Here is a 16,468-nt window from a genome sequence, read left to right on the forward strand (position 1 = left end):
AGCCAGTTCCACGGGTGCACTGGCATCGCGTTGCGCCAGTTTTTTAGGCCGCTTGCTGCATCCGACACCGAAAACACCAAGGAGTACAAACTCATGAATCCTCTTGACATCGCCAGCCATGGCCCGGTCATCCCCGTCATCGTGATCGACCGCGTAGAAGATGCGCTGCCCCTGGCCGAGGCCCTGCTGGCCGGCGGCGTGAAGGTGCTGGAGGTGACGCTGCGCACCGCTGCCGGCCTGCCCGCCATCGAGGCCATTGCCCGCCATCTGCCCGAGGCCGTGGTGGGCGTGGGCACGGTGCTCAATGCCGATGACGCCCGCCGCGCCAGCGAGGCGGGGGCCCGCTTTGCCGTGAGCCCCGGCTACACGTCGGAGGTGGGCAACGCTTGCAAGGCCCTGCGCCTGCCGCTGCTGCCCGGCGTGGCTACGTCAAGCGAGATCATGGCGGCGCTGGCCGACGGGTTCTCGTTCCTCAAGCTGTTTCCGGCCGAGGCCGTGGGCGGCATCCCGCTGCTCAAGGCCTGGGCCAGCCCGTTTGGTCCGGTGGGCTTTTGCCCCACGGGTGGCATCACCAGCGCCACGGCCCCCAACTACCTGGCGCTGCCCAATGTGCGCTGCGTGGGCGGCTCCTGGCTCACGCCCACCGACGCGGTGCGTGCGGGCGACTGGGCGCGCATCACGCAGCTGGCGCGTGATGCGCAGGGCCTGCGCGCTGCCTCCTGAGCTTCGGCGCAGTGCAGACCTGCCCGTCCGGTGCGACGGCGGTTTTACCAGTGCACCGTGACGCGCAAGCCGCCCAGCGCCGGGCTGCGGTCGGTGGCCACCTGCAAATGGTGCAGGCGCGCGATGCGCCGGACGATGGACCAGCCCAGGCCGCTGCCGCTCTGGCTGGTGCCCAGCACCCGGAAAAACCGCTCGCCCAGGCGCGCCTGTTCTTCGGGCGTGAGGCCCGGGCCGCTGTCTTCCACGCTCAGTTGCGCCTGGCCATCGGCCCGGGTGGACACCTGCAATCGCACTTCGGCGCCCTGCGGGCTGTAGCGCAAGGCGTTGTCCAGCAGGTTGCGCAGCAGCACGCGGGCCAGGGGCTCGGGCAGCGGGATGCGCACGGTGGGCGCCAGGGGTTCGGGCAGCACGATGCGCTGCTGCCGGCGCTCTGCCGTGGCCTGCAGGTCGGCGGCCACCTGCCGCGCCACATCGGCCAGCGGTGTGCTGCTGCCGCTGTCGGGGGCGGGCTCGGCATCGAGCCGGGCCAGCTGCAGCAGCTGCTCCACCAGCCTTGTGGCCCGGTCGCAGCCCTGCACCGTGGCCTCCAGCGCCGTGGCGCGCTCCTGGGTGTCGGTGGCGCCTTGCGCCACCTGGGCCTGCATGCGGATGCCCGCAATGGGTGTGCGCAGTTCGTGCGCCGCGTCGGCGGTGAATTGCTGCTCGGTGGCCAGCAGCCGGGCCATGCGCTCGAACAGGTCGTTGAGCGCCGTGACCAGGGGCAGCACCTCGGGCGGCACGCCTTCGGTGGACAGCGGGGCCAGCGACTGCGGCTGGCGCGCAGCGACGGCCTGCCCGAGCCGGCCCAGCGGCCGCACCGAGCCGCGCACCGCCCACCAGATGCCCAGCGCCAGCAGCGGCAGGGCCCAGGCCAGGGGCTTGAGGATGCTGGTCAGGCTGGCCAGCACGATCTCGCGGCGCACCGACTGCAGCTCGCCCACCAGAATGCGCACATCGCGCTCGCGCCCCTGCGTGACGAACACGCGCCAGGCCTTGCCGTCCACCTGGCTGTCGGCAAAGCCACGCTTGCGCCGCTGCGTCAGGGGTTGCTGCGGCGCACTGGCCGAGCGGGCCAGCAACTGGTCTTCGTGCCAGAGCTGGAACACCACGCGCGGCTGGTGCTTGTCGAGCTCGGGCGCTTCGTTCAGGCGGTCTTCGTCGAGTTCATCCAGGGGCTGCAGGCGCAGCAGGGCGGCGGTTTGCGCCAGATGGGCATCGAGCAGGTCGCTGACTTCCTCGTCGGTTTCGTGCCAGGCCAGCGCTGCGGCCACGCTCCAGGCCAGCAGCACCAGGGCCAGCACCGTGGTCAGCAGACGGGTCTGCAGCGAGCGGGGTGTGCGCGGGGCGGCGGCGCTCATGCGGTTTCGCGTGCAATGCGGTAGCCCACGCCGCGCACGGTCTCGATCAGGGCCGCGCCCAGCTTGCGCCGCAGGTGGTAGATGTGCACTTCCACCGCGTTGCTGTTGATCTCGCTGCCCCACTGGTACAGGCGCTGCTCCAGCTGCTCGCGGCTGAGTACGCGCCCGGCGTTCAGCAGCAGCGCGTGCAGGAGGTCGTACTCGCGGTTCGACAGCTCCACGGCTTGGCCATCCGCCATCACCTGGTGGGCGGCCGGGTCCAGCACCACGTTGCCAGCGGCCAGCCGGGTTTCGCTCTGGCCATGGGCGCGCCGCACCAGGGCGCGCAGGCGGGCGGCCAGCTCGTGCAGGTCGATGGGCTTGATGAGGTAGTCGTCAGCGCCCGCGTCCAGCCCGGCAATGCGCGCAGGCACGGCGTCGCGGGCGGTGAGCACCAGCACCGGCGTGGTGTTGCGGCGCGCGCGCACCTGGCGCAGCACGTCCATGCCGTCCTGGCGCGGCAGGCCCAGGTCGAGCACGGCCGCCTGGTAGGCGCCGGTGGCCAGCTCGCGCTCGGCCGCCACGCCATCGCGCACCCAGTCCACCTGGAAGCCGTTTTGCGCCAGGCCGGCGCGGATGCCCGAGCCCAGCAGTTCGTCGTCTTCGGCCAGCAGGATGCGCATGGAAGGGGCTTTCAGTCAGTCGTCGTCATGGTGGCGATTCTCGCTCCAGCGCGTGGCATCGGCGGCGGGCTGCTGGGGCGCCTGGTTCCACTGCCACGCCCAGAAGGCCAGCACGCAGGCCAGGACGAGCGCGGCAATCCCGCCGTGGTTGCTTTTCGCCAGGTCGGGCCCGGGGCCTGGCACACGGCCCGTCAGCATGGGCAGCGCCTGGTTCTTGCGGCGCAGCACGCTCAGGAGCGCGATCAGGCCGATATGCGCCAGCACCACGAACAGCAGGGTGTTGCCGAAGAACTCGTGCACTTCCTCCAGCCATTCGCCGCCCCATTCGTCCCACACGGCATAGCCGCTGAGGGTGAGCGGTACCACCAGCGCCAGGATCAGCGCCACGGCCAGCGCCATCAGCAGGTTCTGCCCCGGGCGCCAGGTGGCCTGCAGCGCACCGGGCGAGCGCACGGCCGCCAGGGACTTCAGCCACGCCGGCACGCCCTGCAGCTTGCGCCACAGCACCGACAGCCGGGCCTGGCGCGGCCCGAACAGGCCCCACAGCAGGCGTGCCACGACCAGCCCCGCCAGCGTGTAGCCCAGCGTGACGTGCACCAGGCGCCAGCGTTCACCGTCGGCGGTGACATAGGCCGCCGTGAAGCTCAGCGCCATCAGCCAGTGCAGCATGCGCGTGGTGGCATCGACCACGCGGCGGGTGGCGGGCCGGGGCGTCTGCGCCGGGGCCGTGGAGGGCGCTGAAGCGGAGGAGGGCGATGGGGTGGAAAGGGTGTCGGAAGTCATGGCGGTTCTCACTTCGGAATGCGGACGCGGTCGTCGTCAAAGTCGCCCTGGTCGGCGCGGGTGTGGCAGGCCATGCAGTTGGCGCGGCTGCCCACGGCGGTGCGTTTCCAGACGGCGGGTTCCACCTCGCGGTGCTTGCGCTCGAACCAGGCGGATTGGGTGATGCGGTCTTGTGGCGGGGCCTCGCGCACGCGCTTGGTGGTGCCGGCATGGGCCTGCAGCCAGGCGCTGATCTGACCCACCATGGCAGGGTCGAGCGAAGCGTCGGTGCCGTAGTGCTGGTCCAGCCCCTTCATCATGCGGCTCCACGCGTTGGCCGGCAGCATGCCGGGCGGGTAGGCCATGTGGCAGGCGGCGCACTCCTGCCGGTAGGCCGGCAGCATGGTGCTGGCGGGCATCTCGCGGCTGTCGGCCCAGGCAGCGGGCAGGGCGCAGGCGAGAGCCATCAGGGCGGCCGATTGGCGAGCGGTGCGGTTCATGGCTTGTCCTTGGCGGCCTGGGGTGGGGTTTTGCCATCGAGCTGCAGCAGCCAGGCCAGCACATCGGCTTTCTCGACGGGCGTGCACTCGCGGCTCAGCACGTCCTTGCAGTTGCGGCGAAACCATTTGTCCACCTTGGCGGTGTCGGTGAAGCGTTCGGGGTTGAACGCGGGCGCCAGCGGGGCGATGGTCTTGCCGGTGCTGGCGTGGCGGGAGGACGTGGTCGGCGGGTTGCCGTGGCACGAGGCGCACGACCACTCGCCGCCATGGCGGCTGTTGAAGAACACGCGGCCGCGCTCGGCACTGACGGGTTTGCCGGAGACATCGCTCCAGCGCTGCATCTGCGAGGCGGCTGTGGTGTCGGCCGCATGGGCCGGCGCCAGGGCGAAGGCCAGCGCCAGCAGCGCGGCCATGTGCACGGGAGAGGTGGTGTGTGGGGTGTTCATGCCGCCATGGTGCAAGGCGGGCATGAAGAATGGCTTAAGACGCCAGAACAGGGCGTACACCAGCCCTTTTAATTTTGATCAAAAGAACCCATGGCGCTTGTTGGTAAAGCGCTTGCAGCTATTCAATAAGTGGCGTCCTTGGGCTGAGCGATAGATGCTGTCGCGGTGCCCCGGCCGCTGAGCCTTCTGCACATCTGCTTGTCGCACGGTCCTCCTATCATGTCCAGGGGCATTCGCCCGCCGTCCGTCAACATTCCACCAAGAGAGGGGTTTCACCATGGATTTCGTTCAGGCAATCCAGTCGTGTCTGGGGCAGTACGCTACTTTTTCGGGTCGTGCTTCACGGTCCGAATACTGGTGGTTTTTTCTGTTCCAGGTGATCGTGATGATCGTTGCCAGCCTGCTGGGCGACATGGTTTACGCGCTGGCCTCGCTGGCGCTGCTGTTGCCGGCATTGGCCGTGGGCACGCGCCGCCTGCACGACATTGGCCGCACGGGCTGGTGGCAGCTGCTGTTGCTGAGCGGCATCGGCTTTCTGGTGCTGCTGTACTGGTGGGTGCAGCCCGGCGAGGCATCGCCCAACACCTACGGCGAGCCCTTCTCCGCATGACATGAAAAAAGCCCGCAGGCCGTAAGACCTGCGGGCTTTTGGATGGGGCTGCGCAGCCAGGGCGGCTGCGCAGGGACCAGGCAATTACATGCCCATGCCGCCCATGCCACCCATGCCGCCCATGTCGGGCATGCCGCCGCCGGCAGCGGCTTCTTCCTTCGGAGCCTCGGCCACCATGGCTTCGGTCGTCAGCAGCAGCGATGCCACGGAAGCGGCGTTCTGCAGGGCCGTGCGGGTGACCTTCGTGGGGTCCAGAATGCCCAGCTCGAGCATGTCGCCATACGTGTCGTTCGAGGCGTTGAAGCCGTAGTTGCCCTTGCCGGCCAACACAGCGTTCACCACCACCGAGGCTTCGCCGCCGGCGTTGTTCACGATTTCGCGCAGGGGCGCTTCGATGGCCTTCAGCACCAGCTTGATACCGGCTTCCTGGTCGGCGTTGTCGCCCTTGACCGAGTCGCCCACGGCTTGCTTGGCACGCAGCAGGGCCACGCCGCCACCGGCCACCACGCCTTCTTCCACAGCCGCACGGGTAGCGTGCAGTGCGTCTTCCACGCGGGCCTTCTTTTCCTTCATTTCGACTTCGGTGGCAGCGCCCACCTTGATCACGGCCACACCGCCGGCCAGCTTGGCCACGCGCTCTTGCAGCTTTTCGCGGTCGTAGTCGGACGTGGCTTCTTCGATCTGCACGCGCACTTGCTTGACGCGGGCTTCGATGTCAGCGGCAGCGCCGGAGCCGTCGATGATGATGGTGTTTTCCTTGCCCACTTCGATGCGCTTGGCCTGACCCAGATCGGCCAGGGTCACCTTTTCCAGGGTCAGGCCCACTTCTTCGGCGATGACCTTGCCGCCCGTCAGGATGGCGATGTCTTCCAGCATGGCCTTGCGGCGGTCGCCGAAACCAGGTGCCTTCACAGCCACGACCTTCAGGATGCCGCGGATGGTGTTCACGACCAAGGTAGCCAGGGCTTCGCCTTCGACTTCTTCGGCAATGATCAGCAGCGGACGGCCGGCCTTGGCCACTTGCTCCAGCGTGGGCAGCAGGTCGCGGATGTTGCTGATCTTCTTGTCGAACAGCAGCACGAAGGGGTTGTCCAGAATCGCGGATTGCTTTTCGGGGTTGTTGATGAAGTAGGGCGACAGGTAGCCGCGGTCGAACTGCATGCCTTCCACGACGTCCAGTTCGGAGTCGAGCGACTTGCCGTCTTCCACGGTGATCACGCCTTCCTTGCCAACCTTGTCCATGGCGTCAGCGATCAGCTTGCCGATGGTTTCGTCGGAGTTGGCGGAGATCGAACCGACCTGGGCGATTTCCTTGGAGGTGGTGGTGGGCTTGGAAGCCTTCTTCAGCTCGATCACCAGGGCTGCCACAGCCTTGTCGATACCGCGCTTCAGGTCCATCGGGTTGATGCCAGCGGCCACGTACTTGAAGCCTTCGCGCACGATGGCTTGTGCCAGCACGGTGGCGGTGGTGGTGCCGTCACCAGCGTTGTCGCTGGTCTTGGAAGCCACTTCCTTCACGAGCTGGGCGCCCATGTTCTGCAGCTTGTCCTTGAGTTCGATTTCCTTGGCCACGGACACACCGTCCTTGGTCACGGTGGGGGCGCCGAACGAGCGCTCCAGCACCACGTTGCGGCCCTTGGGGCCCAGGGTCACCTTGACCGCGTTGGCCAGGATGTTCACGCCTTCAACCATGCGAGCGCGGGCTTCGCCGCCGAAAACTACGTCTTTTGCTGCCATGTTTGGCTCCTAGAGAAATCTAAAAATTCGAGAAACAGATGACTGTGTCGAGAAAAGAATTGCGTAGCGAGCGGCTCACAGGCTAGGCGGACGGAGCGCAGGAACCGGAACGTACTGCCTGTACGTGAGGATTCCGAGCACCGTCCAACGACGCATGTGGGCCGCGCAGCAGCAATTACTTCTCGACAACGGCGAACAGGTCGTCTTCCTTCATTACCAGCAGCTCGTCGCCCTTGACCTTGACGGTCTGGCCCGAGTACTTGCCGAACAGAACGCGGTCGCCGACCTTCACGTTCAGGGCGATCAGCTCGCCCTTGTCGTTCTTCTTGCCGGGGCCGACGGCCAGCACTTCACCTTGATCGGGCTTTTCAGCGGCGTTGTCGGGGATCACGATGCCGGAGGCGGTCGTGGTTTCGCTTTCGATACGCTTGACGATCACGCGATCGTGCAGGGGGCGAAGGTTCATTGCATTGCTCCTGTGGATTGACAATAAAAAGCCGGATGAGAAGGCGCCCGCACTGCGGACGCCGCCAAACTTCCTCGTGACAAGCACTTTGTTAGCACTCGTTTGAGGCGAGTGCTAATGATAGGGGCATTTGTGGCCGTTTCAAGACGTCCCCTGGCGGATGGGGGGTTTTGGGGATGCGGAACGCCACTCTACTTTCGTGATTCCGCCATTCAACTTTAGATTCTGGCGGCACCGCTATCGTGGAGTTACTGAGCACGCGCTCTGACGGCGCTCTGCAGATGACCTAAAGTACTTCGTTAAGATAAAAGTGAGTGCGCACTAATAGACGGGATGGCCGCAACTGGTTGTTTCAACGGCAGCTCAAGGCTGATTGCTGACGGTGACCTAGCACGCCTGAATGTCGGTTGCCGCGGTCTCCTATCACTCGAGGATGCAAGGGTCGAACGACCGCTGCACCGCCGTCATCGGCCACTCAACACATGCCAGCCTGGCTCGCTTCGATAACGACTCGTCGCGCCCGAAGTGATCGGCTGCGACGACCCGCAGCAGAAATTGAACACTTCAGCTCAAACTTTCGCTGTTTGGCAGATCACGCGCGCTTCAGGTTCGGAAATTGCGGTTGCAAAATTTGTCTCCAAGAATTCAGCCACGGACCGGCCTTTCCTCAACACCAAGTCCGCTATCGCTTGGGTATCGGAGAGCTCCAGTTTGAACGTATCGGAAGGCAGTAGATGCAATGCGTCACTGGCGGTCGCGACAATACCCGGCCAGTTCCTGCCCAGCGGCGGCTTGTTTCCCGCGGCTCGCCAGACCTCCAGCTTCGGAAAATCGCCACTCTTGAAGCCTTCGAGCAGCACCACGTCACACGTTTGAAGACGTGCCAGCAGGTACTCCAGTGGTGGTTCAACGGCGCCGCGCAACTTGTGCATCAGTGCCCAGCGGTTGTGTCCCAGCAGCATGACCTCCATACACCCTGACTCCCGCAGGCGGTAGGAGTCTTTGCCGGGACGATCCACCTCTATGTCCTTGTGGCTGTGCTTGATCAGGGAGACCGTGAGCCCGCGGGAGCGAAGCTCGGGAATCAGCCTTTCGAGCAGGGTGGTTTTGCCCATGCCCGAGTGGCCTGTGATGCCGAAGATTTTCATGGTCTTGTGCTCGCTCCGTAAAACGGAAGTGCCGTCGTAGTGCCGACACTCCCGATGCAACGCGCCGCGGTGCGTCAGGGCACGATGGCGTCCTTGGCGTTCTTCTCCAGGAAATCCAGCACCACCTTGCGCTGGAGATCGTCCAGGCCAGCGCGCGGGAACATGCTCTGCGTGATGCCGTGCCACTGGCTCTTGGTGAAGTCGCCCGGCTCGCGCGGTACGTGACACACTGTGCAGCGCTCGTAGAACAACTTCTCGCCCGGCAACATGGCACCCATGGTCGCGCCCTTGACGATGTTGGCGCGCTCGCTCAGCTTGAGTGCATCGACATCCAACTTGCTTTGCGCCGCCGTTTCGATCGCTGGCGGCTCGTACGCGCGGTTGACCGACTCGGCGTCATCGCAGCGCTTGAGGTTGGCAATACAGGTGTTGGCGCTGGTGGCCTGGCTCAGGCCGCTCGATGCCACGCTGGTCGTGATGATGTTGATCGCACCGCTATTGCAGCGGCCCTTGGAATCGAGCTGGATCCAGTTGCCCTCTTCCAGGCTGACCACGCCCTTCATGATCTTTTTGGTGACCACCGCACCGGCAATTAGCGCGCCACGATCGTTGTACAGCTCGACCAGATCGCCGCTCTTGATGCCCTTGGCGGCGGCATCTTCGACACTGATGAGCACATGCTGGCGCCCCTTCACGTTCTGCTCCAGACGCACGTCGGCGTTGGCCATCTGCGAGTGCACCCGGTTGTAGGGGTGTGGACTGACCACATGCACCTGCCCGGACTTGGCATTTCCCAGGAACTCCACCGGCTCCAGATACTTCGGAACTGGCGGACAGTCGGGCACGTTGAAACGCGCAATCTCGGAGCAGAACAGCTCGATCTTGCCGGACTTGGTGTGCAGTGGGTTTTTCACCGGATCGGTATAGAAGTCGCCGTGGCGCACCCACTTGCGCATCTTCTCGGGCACGTCGATGCGCACGATACCGTCTTCCCAGAACTTGTCGAACGGTACCTTCTGGCCGGTCGCTGCGTACGAGGCCTTGAGAATGTCCATGACCGACTTACCTTCGGTGAAGCCGTACTCGACACCCATCAGGGCAGCCAGGCGGCGGAAGATCTCGAAGTCGTCCAGGCTCTCGCCGTAAGGCTTGATGACCTGACGCATCGCGTAGATCTTGTCGTTGCTGTAGGTGCCGCCGGTGCTCATGTCGTCGCGCTCAAGGGCCGAGGTGGCCGGCAGAACGATGTCGGCAAAGCGCGAGGAGGCACACCACCAGGGGTCCTGGCAAATCACCGTTTCGACCTGCTGATTCATCGCACGCAGCAACTCATTGGTGTTTTGCTGGTGCGACATGAAGTTGTTGCCAGCGGTATAGATCAGCTTGACCAGCGGATACTTGTGCGTCGCGCCGTCGCGGGTGTATTCCTTGCCTGGATTCATCAGCATTTCGCTGATGCGCGAGGCCGGGCAGCGCGCCTTGATCGGATTGCGACCCTGCGACAAGCCGACCGGCATGATGGCGTTGGACTGCGCCATGCCACCACCACCGTAATGCCAGCTGAAGCCCACGCCTTCGCCCGGCTTGCCTATCTTGCCAAGCATGGCTGCGAAGTTGATGATCGCCCAGTGTGTCATCTCTCCATGGTGTGCACGCTGCAGCGACCAGGCGCCAGCGAACTGTGTGCGCTTAGAGGCAAACAGCTCGGCGAGCTCGACGATCTTGGCGGCTGGAATGCCGGTGATCTTGGCGGCCCACTCGGGTGTCTTGGGCGGCGTGCCGTCACCGTCCTTGCCCAGCAGGTAGGCCAGGTACTTGTCGAAGCCAACGGTGTACTTGGCCAGGTAGGACTTGTCATGCTTGCCGGTGTTGTAGACGTGGTAGGCCATGGCCGAGAACAGCGCCACATCCGTGTTCGGAACGATCTTGACCCACTCGGAGCCAACTGCATCGTCGGTCGGCGTGTACTGCGGGTTGATCGACACAAACTTGACACCGCGCTCCTTGATCTTCATCCAGCGCGGGAGCATCTGGTGATCGGCGACCGTGAACTCGATACGGTTGTTTTTGAACGGGTCGCAGCCGATCCAGACCATGACCTCGGTGTGCTCGGCCATCACTTCCCACGAAGTTTGGGGCGAGTACACCTCCATGTCGCCAATGATGTGCGGCAAGCTGACCTGAGAAGCGCCGCCAGAATAGTCGCCGGTGGTGACCGAATGACCACCAATCAGGCCGAACAGGCGGCCCTGCAGCACCTGCGGACGCAGCAGACCGGCGTGCGACCAGCCGCCGTAGGAAGCGCTGAACAGCGCCTCGTTGCCATGTTTTTCAGCCGTGCGCACGATGGCATCGGCCGTGAGCGCCAGCGCCTGTTCCCAGCTCACGCGCACAAAGGGCTCCTTGCCGCGCAGGTGAGGCTTGGTGTCGCCCGTGGGGTTGGCCAGATAGGATTTGCGCACCATCGGGTACTTCACACGGGTCTTGTGATAGACACGACCGATCAGGCCCTCCGTGAGCATGGTGGTCGGCGTGGCGTCCACGTCCTTGAGCGGCTGGATGCCGACCAGAACGCCATTCTTCACCACGGCCTTAAACGGGCCCCAGTGGCTGGCACTGGGAATCACCTGGGTGTCGGCGGCAAACACTTCGTCAGCTGCGAACCAGGTCAGGCCGGTGGTAGTCACTGCCGAGGCAACCGATGCCTTCAAAAGGCCGCGTCGGGTCATGGTCATGGTGGGTCTCCTTGCAAATAAAACAAACCGATGGGGTATGTCCTGATGCTAGGAATCGCAGATCAATGGCGCGCTCGGATTTGTTGTGTTGTGCCGTGCCTTTATTAACCGCGTTAACGGGCGATGCGTCAGTTCGCCGCGTCGGGCCGGTGGTGGAACTGGGGCATTAGTAGGGGTGGCGGCAGCGACTCGTCGATGTTGATCTCGCCCAGATTGCCCAGCGCAACCGTGCGAATCACCGGGCCAAAGTGCCGGCGGGTCGGTCGCCGCTCCAGCAGATCGACCGCCAGGCCGATGGACATCCGGCCCTGCAGCACGGGTGCATCGGTGGGGGCGGCGAGGATGCGGCCCCGCAGGATGCCCCGGTGCACCGCCGGTGTGAAGTAGGTCGAGACGATGCCGATGCGGTCCTGCAGGCCGCGTTCGCGCAGCACGCTGATGGCGGCCTCCGCCATCAGGGCATTGCCGGCCAAAAAGTCCAGGTCCTTGTGATCGTCGAGCACCTGTTGCAGCAGATTGCGCTGCACGGCCTTGCCGGTGTCGCCCCACGCGGTCGTGCGGATAACGACGCGGCTACCGGCGATGGCCTGGCGAAAGGCGCGGTCCACGCCTTCGCTGACACTGCGCGGCCCCGGGAACCAGGCCACTTGTACTGGAGGTCCGTCGCCCCGCGTCTGGCTGACCAGAAAGCGGCCAGCCGCCTGGCCCATGTCGTCCCAGTCCACGCCTACCTTGCCCGAAATGCCGACGTCGTCGATGGCATTGACGGTGCCGATAACGGGCATGCGCGCTGTCAGCTGGCGCAGGTGCGGGGTCATGACATCACGGGAGACCGCCCCGATGATCAGTGCGTTCACGCGACGGTCCGAGGCACAGTCCTGTATCTGTGCGCGCTGAACAGCCAATTGGGCATATCCGCCGGCCTCGGCAAATCGCACCTCCACGCGCAGGCGGCGCGCTTCCTCCACCATGCCGTAGTTGACTCCCAGCCAATACGCATCCTTGATATGCGGCACCACCACGCAGAGCACCCAGGACTGGCGGGCGGGCGCGGCCGGCGTGTACTCGGCCCGCACGGGCGCGGGCGCCATGAATGGCGGCTCCCAGCTCAGGATGGGTTGGGCCGCAACGGGTGCGACCACCACGGACCAGGCCATGCACAGACCCCACAAGGAAGCGGCGGCTTGTCGCAACGGATGAAGGGAAAGAAAGGCGGACGTCATGCCCGCGGACTGTAATCCGGTTTCCGAATCAAAATAGCATGGCAAATGGCTTTGGTCGGTACTCGAACGTTGGACTGGAAATGATGCTCCCCTGGATCAAGCGGCTCGACCGCCGGCTGGGCTTGATCGGCAAGATCGGGCTGGCGTTGGCCGTGGGCGCGCTGCTGACGGCGGCCGTGGCGGCCACGGCCTGGCTCAGCTTTAACCAGGTGGTCGGGCTGCAGCGCCGCATCATCGACAACACGGTGCCGGCACTGGAAGCGGTCGGTGCGGTGACCCAGCTCAACAACCGCACCCTGGCGCTGGTCGATCAGCTCCGGCTCGCGCAAACCGTCGATGAGGTCGATGCCTTTCAACGCCAGGGCGACGCGCAACTGGTCCAGGTGCGCAACCTGCTGGGGCGTCTGGAACAGCAGGACTTCGAGCCCCAGTTGGAACAGGCCCTGGCGGTGACGGTCCAGGAGATGCACACCAACCTCGGGTTGCAGGCCAGCAAGGCGCGGCAGTCACAGCAGGTGCAAGCCGAGATTCGCCAGGCCCAGCAGGCGCTGCACCGGGCCGTGGCCGAGCTGATGTTGCTGGCGGAGGCGCTGGCGGCGAATGCCTCGACCTATTCCACAGCCACCGTGTCCAGGCTCTACCCCATGGTGGAGCGCGGCGCCAGCCGGGACGAAATCCTGGCGTCGCTGGATCGTCTGATCGAGGTGGACATCGACCGCATGGAGCGCATGTCTGAATTGCAGCTCGTGTGCTTTCGGCTCAAGACCACGCTCGATCGTGTGGAGGGTGACCTAACTCCACCAGCCCTGGGGGGCTTGAACAGGGAGTTCGCCGCGGACCTGGCCATCCTGTCGCATCGACTGCAGGACTTCCGGGACCCGACCCGCAAAGCCACGGCGCAGCGGCATTTCGATGTGCTGAAGGCGGCGCTGGCGCCGCAGGGCCTGTTTTTCTTGCAGGCCAGGCGTCAGGCGCTCGGCGGCCAGTTGGCCGCTGAGCGGGACGCAGGGGCCGCACTGGCCCTGCGCCTGAACGAACAGGGCGCCGCACTGCTGCTGGCCAGTCAGCAGGCCATGGCACAGGTGGGCACAGGCTCGCGCACCGCAATCGCCCGCGGAGCCGTGGGCTTTCTGGCCGTCGCCGGTGTCCTCACGCTGTCGTTGCTGGCCACGCTCTGGCTGATCCTGCGTTACGAGCTGCTGGGTCGGCTCAAGGGCATGGAAAGCGCCATGCGGGCCCTCATGGCTGGCGATCACAGCGTGGCAATCACCCATCCGGTGGCCCGCCACGATCCGCTGCTACCGCTGGTGCAGGCGCTGGAACAGTTCCGGGAGCACGCGATCGAACGGCAACGCCTGGAGAATTCGCTGCGCCTGCACCAGCAGCAACTGGAACAGCAGGTGCAGGACCGCACCGCGGCACTCAGCCGCAGCAACGAACTTCTGGAGCGCGAAGTCGCGCTGCACGCGCAGGCACGGAGCGAGGCCGAGGAGGCAAACCGCGCGAAGAACGAATTTCTCGGCAGCCTCAGCCACGAGCTACGCACGCCACTCAGCGGTGTGAGCGGCAGCGCGCACCTGCTGCGCGACACCGCGCTGGACGATCGTCAACGCGAGTACCTGCGGATGATCGAGTACGCCAACGGCACCCTGCTGGAAACCCTGGAGGACATGCTGGGCTTTTCCCGCCTGGAGGCCGGCAAGCTGGAAATCACGCGGGAGCCTTTCGCGGTACGGGATGTCATCGACGACATGCTGGCACTGCAGTCCGTCGCGGTGCGCAGCAAGGGCTTGGCACTTGTGCGTGATATCGCCGATGACGTGCCAGAGTGGCTCTTGGGCGATCGCCGCAAGCTCAACCAAATCCTGCTAAACACCATCGGCAATGCAATCAAGTTCACCGACGAAGGCGAAGTCACGGTGAAGGTGGTACGTGCAGCGGACAACCCGACGGGTGCGGTGCGTCTGCAGTTTCAGGTGCTCGACACCGGTATTGGCATTCCGACTGATCAGCAGGAGGCTGTTTTCAAACCGTTTGTCCAGGTGGAGGACACGGCGCATCGTCGGCACGGAGGGACCGGACTTGGCCTGGCCATCTGCCAACGCTTGGTGGAACTGATGGCGGGGCGCCTGTGGCTCAAGAGCACGGTCGGTGAAGGTACGGAGGTCGGCTTCGAACTGCCGTTCGAGCCTGTTGCGGCGGGGACGTCACTGGCTCCACGGCCCGATATCGCCGATCCGATCCCCTCGCTGGATGTGCTGGTGGTCGAGGACGATGACATCAACCGCATCGTCTGCCAGCGTTACCTGGAAGCACTGGGCCATCGGGTGCGGCTGGCCGCCAGCGGCCCCACCGCCATCGATTTGCTGCGCCATGGGGGGCACACGGACTGCATGCTCATGGACATCAGCCTGCCCGGCGATTCGGGGCTGGAAGTCGCCCAGACGCTGCGCACCCTCGACGGCGGCCGGTGGCGGGCACTGCCCATCCTGGGCATGTCCGCACATGTCACGCCTGACATCCTCGAACACCCGGCCGCTGCCAACATGGTGGGCTTTCTCAGCAAACCTTTCCAGCGCGGCGAGCTTGCGCGTGCACTGGCTCGGGCCCTGCAGGCCTCCTCATCCCCGACGGGTGCCTCAACATCCACCCCACTCATCAAGGACGTGGCAGCGGCAGGCGATGCACCAACGCTGGACGAGGCCTATCTCACACAGGAGCGCGAAGACCTCGGGCTCGATGTCCTGCGGCAGCTGCTGGGCCTGTTCCGCCAAATCTCCGAGGCGTCCGCAGCATCACTGCAGGATGCAGAACAGGCCGCCGACGCCGAACAGATTCGACGGACCGCCCACCAGCTGCGCAGCGCAGCGAGCAACCTGGGGCTTCTGCGTGTCATGCAGGCCTGCCGACGCCTGGAAGACGCGGTCGGTGAAGGAATGTTGACGACGGCGCAGCGTGTACTGCTGATCAGCCAGCTGCTGGAGGCCATTCCCGAGGGGATCGAGGCGCTCGAACGCTGGCTCCCCCCCACCGGCGAAGGGCGTCAGGATGCGGCGTTGTCGGCCAGCAGGTAACCGACGCCCCGGACGGTGACGATCAGCTCCGGGTGTCGGGGGTCTTTTTCCATCTTCTCGCGCAAGCGGGCCACCAGCACATCGACGGTGCGGTCGCTCGGATCCCACGAGCGGTGGAAAACCTGCTGCATCAGGCGCTCGCGTTCCACCGCAGTCCCGAGGTGCCGGGCCAGCGCGGCAAGCAGATCAAACTCGCCCCGGGTCAGTATCTCCTGGTGCCCATTCGCCGCGGTGAGCTTGCGCTGCGCCAGGTCCAGCGTCCATTGGCCCAGCTTGCGTTGCAGCCCGGACACGCCTGCTGCCGAAACCGGACGGAGGCGCCGCAGGACGATCTTGACCCGCGCGAGCAGTTCGCGCGCGTTGAAGGGTTTGGTGACGTAATCATCGGCGCCGGACTCCAGGCCCACGATCTTGTCGATGTCGTCATTGCGGCCTGTCACCAGGATGAGGCCGATGCTGGCGTTGTGGGCGCGGAGCTCCCGCGCTAGTTCGAGACCGTCACGACCGGGTAGGCCGATGTCCAGCAGTACCACATCGGTGGGGTGCTGGCGCAGGCAGTCCCACATTTCATCGCCATTGGCCGCCACCCGGACGCAGTAGCCTTCCCGCTCAAAGTAGGCCTTGACCCGTGTACAGGTCATAGGATCGTCGTCGACGACAAGGAGGCTGTGTGCGGCAGACAAGATGTTCGGATTTTCCCGTGTTTTGATCGGATCGAAGGTCGTCATCGGTTCTGAAAATTATATGGAACCGGAGTTTGGCTGGAGGTGAATGACGGCGAAACTGCCGCCGTGCTTCCCACAGCGGGAGCCTGTCAGAAAGTTTGTGTGTGAGGCATAGCATGTCAACAAGGAGCATGAATGCCACGCAAGACGAAGACCACCGCATCAGCGGACAAGGCGGCGCAGCCGCAATTCTCAGCCGAGCTGCTTGAGCAACTCATTCCCGGGCCAGTCACGCCAGCCGAGCTTGAGGGCATCTTCCA

14 protein-coding genes are annotated in these 16,468 nt (G+C 65.0%); 3 read left to right on the forward strand and 11 right to left on the reverse strand.

Annotation, left to right across the window (positions count from 1 at the left end):
• The first annotated feature begins 93 nt into the window (after nt 1–93).
• Entirely contained in the window at nt 94–723 is a 630-nt protein-coding gene (eda, locus tag BLW02_RS16240; RefSeq protein ID WP_092700292.1) for a bifunctional 4-hydroxy-2-oxoglutarate aldolase/2-dehydro-3-deoxy-phosphogluconate aldolase, read from the forward strand.
• 44 nt (nt 724–767) lie between these two features.
• Here the strand turns inward: eda and BLW02_RS16245 are convergent, their stop codons facing one another.
• Genes BLW02_RS16245 through BLW02_RS16265 form a run of 5 tightly spaced genes read right to left on the reverse strand, consistent with a single transcriptional unit; the run spans nt 768 to nt 4,514 of the window.
• A complete protein-coding gene (locus tag BLW02_RS16245; protein ID WP_092700258.1) occupies nt 768–2,120 on the reverse strand; it encodes an ATP-binding protein in 1,353 nt (450 codons plus the stop codon).
• Nucleotides 2,117–2,782, reverse strand: coding sequence for a response regulator (locus tag BLW02_RS16250; protein ID WP_092700262.1), 666 nt, complete (start codon nt 2,780–2,782; stop codon nt 2,117–2,119). The genes BLW02_RS16245 and BLW02_RS16250 overlap by 4 nt, the downstream gene beginning before the upstream one ends.
• Nucleotides 2,783–2,797: 15 nt before the next feature.
• Nucleotides 2,798–3,565 (reverse strand): cytochrome b/b6 domain-containing protein, encoded by a 768-nt coding sequence (locus BLW02_RS16255; RefSeq protein WP_092700265.1) that lies wholly within the window; start codon nt 3,563–3,565, stop codon nt 2,798–2,800.
• 8 nt (nt 3,566–3,573) lie between these two features.
• Entirely contained in the window at nt 3,574–4,044 is a 471-nt protein-coding gene (locus BLW02_RS16260; RefSeq protein WP_092700268.1) for a diheme cytochrome c, read from the reverse strand.
• The gene (locus tag BLW02_RS16265) at nt 4,041–4,514 is read right to left on the reverse strand and encodes a DUF1924 domain-containing protein (RefSeq protein WP_092700271.1); all 474 of its coding nucleotides are present in this window, start codon (nt 4,512–4,514) and stop codon (nt 4,041–4,043) included. Before BLW02_RS16265 ends, BLW02_RS16260 begins: the two co-directional genes overlap by 4 nt.
• 253 nt (nt 4,515–4,767) lie before the next feature.
• Between BLW02_RS16265 and BLW02_RS16270 the strand changes: the two genes are divergently transcribed.
• Complete coding sequence (locus BLW02_RS16270) at nt 4,768–5,100, forward strand: DUF805 domain-containing protein (protein ID WP_092700274.1); 333 nt, start codon at nt 4,768–4,770, stop codon at nt 5,098–5,100.
• A gap of 84 nt (nt 5,101–5,184) precedes the next feature.
• Here the strand turns inward: BLW02_RS16270 and groL are convergent, their stop codons facing one another.
• The 5 genes from groL to torT form a co-directional block, all read right to left on the reverse strand.
• Nucleotides 5,185–6,837, reverse strand: coding sequence for a chaperonin GroEL (gene groL, locus BLW02_RS16275; protein ID WP_092700277.1), 1,653 nt, complete (start codon nt 6,835–6,837; stop codon nt 5,185–5,187).
• A 175-nt stretch (nt 6,838–7,012) separates the two neighbouring features.
• Nucleotides 7,013–7,303, reverse strand: coding sequence for a co-chaperone GroES (locus BLW02_RS16280; RefSeq protein ID WP_005799501.1), 291 nt, complete (start codon nt 7,301–7,303; stop codon nt 7,013–7,015).
• Between the two features lie 569 nt (nt 7,304–7,872).
• The gene (mobB, locus tag BLW02_RS16285) at nt 7,873–8,451 is read right to left on the reverse strand and encodes a molybdopterin-guanine dinucleotide biosynthesis protein B (RefSeq protein WP_092700280.1); all 579 of its coding nucleotides are present in this window, start codon (nt 8,449–8,451) and stop codon (nt 7,873–7,875) included.
• 74 nt (nt 8,452–8,525) lie between these two features.
• Entirely contained in the window at nt 8,526–11,186 is a 2,661-nt protein-coding gene (locus BLW02_RS16290; RefSeq protein WP_092700283.1) for a molybdopterin-dependent oxidoreductase, read from the reverse strand.
• A gap of 128 nt (nt 11,187–11,314) precedes the next feature.
• Nucleotides 11,315–12,343, reverse strand: coding sequence for a TMAO reductase system periplasmic protein TorT (gene torT, locus BLW02_RS16295; RefSeq protein ID WP_159433796.1), 1,029 nt, complete (start codon nt 12,341–12,343; stop codon nt 11,315–11,317).
• 218 nt (nt 12,344–12,561) lie between these two features.
• On the opposite strand from torT, the gene BLW02_RS16300 reads away from it, so the two are divergent.
• On the forward strand, nt 12,562–15,483 hold the full coding sequence (locus BLW02_RS16300; protein WP_159433797.1) for an ATP-binding protein: 2,922 nt from the start codon (nt 12,562–12,564) through the stop codon (nt 15,481–15,483).
• Here BLW02_RS16300 and BLW02_RS16305 read toward each other — a convergent pair.
• A complete protein-coding gene (locus tag BLW02_RS16305) occupies nt 15,453–16,211 on the reverse strand; it encodes a response regulator (protein WP_092700289.1) in 759 nt (252 codons plus the stop codon). The two genes, BLW02_RS16300 and BLW02_RS16305, sit on opposite strands and share 31 nt — an antisense overlap.
• Nucleotides 16,212–16,468: the final 257 nt, after the last annotated feature.

Origin of the sequence: Acidovorax soli, assembly GCF_900107605.1 — a bacterium.
In the GTDB taxonomy this organism is placed as follows: Bacteria; Pseudomonadota; Gammaproteobacteria; order Burkholderiales; family Burkholderiaceae_C; genus Acidovorax; species Acidovorax soli.

Coding starts and splice junctions, on each gene's coding strand:
- eda (WP_092700292.1), top strand. CDS start 94: ATGAATCCTCTTGACATCGCCAGCCATGGCCCGGTCATCCCCGTCATC.
- BLW02_RS16245 (WP_092700258.1), bottom strand. CDS start 2,120: ATGAGCGCCGCCGCCCCGCGCACACCCCGCTCGCTGCAGACCCGTCTG.
- BLW02_RS16250 (WP_092700262.1), bottom strand. CDS start 2,782: ATGCGCATCCTGCTGGCCGAAGACGACGAACTGCTGGGCTCGGGCATC.
- BLW02_RS16255 (WP_092700265.1), bottom strand. CDS start 3,565: ATGACTTCCGACACCCTTTCCACCCCATCGCCCTCCTCCGCTTCAGCG.
- BLW02_RS16260 (WP_092700268.1), bottom strand. CDS start 4,044: ATGAACCGCACCGCTCGCCAATCGGCCGCCCTGATGGCTCTCGCCTGC.
- BLW02_RS16265 (WP_092700271.1), bottom strand. CDS start 4,514: ATGCCCGCCTTGCACCATGGCGGCATGAACACCCCACACACCACCTCT.
- BLW02_RS16270 (WP_092700274.1), top strand. CDS start 4,768: ATGGATTTCGTTCAGGCAATCCAGTCGTGTCTGGGGCAGTACGCTACT.
- groL (WP_092700277.1), bottom strand. CDS start 6,837: ATGGCAGCAAAAGACGTAGTTTTCGGCGGCGAAGCCCGCGCTCGCATG.
- BLW02_RS16280 (WP_005799501.1), bottom strand. CDS start 7,303: ATGAACCTTCGCCCCCTGCACGATCGCGTGATCGTCAAGCGTATCGAA.
- mobB (WP_092700280.1), bottom strand. CDS start 8,451: ATGAAAATCTTCGGCATCACAGGCCACTCGGGCATGGGCAAAACCACC.
- BLW02_RS16290 (WP_092700283.1), bottom strand. CDS start 11,186: ATGACCATGACCCGACGCGGCCTTTTGAAGGCATCGGTTGCCTCGGCA.
- torT (WP_159433796.1), bottom strand. CDS start 12,343: ATGGCCTGGTCCGTGGTGGTCGCACCCGTTGCGGCCCAACCCATCCTG.
- BLW02_RS16305 (WP_092700289.1), bottom strand. CDS start 16,211: ATGACGACCTTCGATCCGATCAAAACACGGGAAAATCCGAACATCTTG.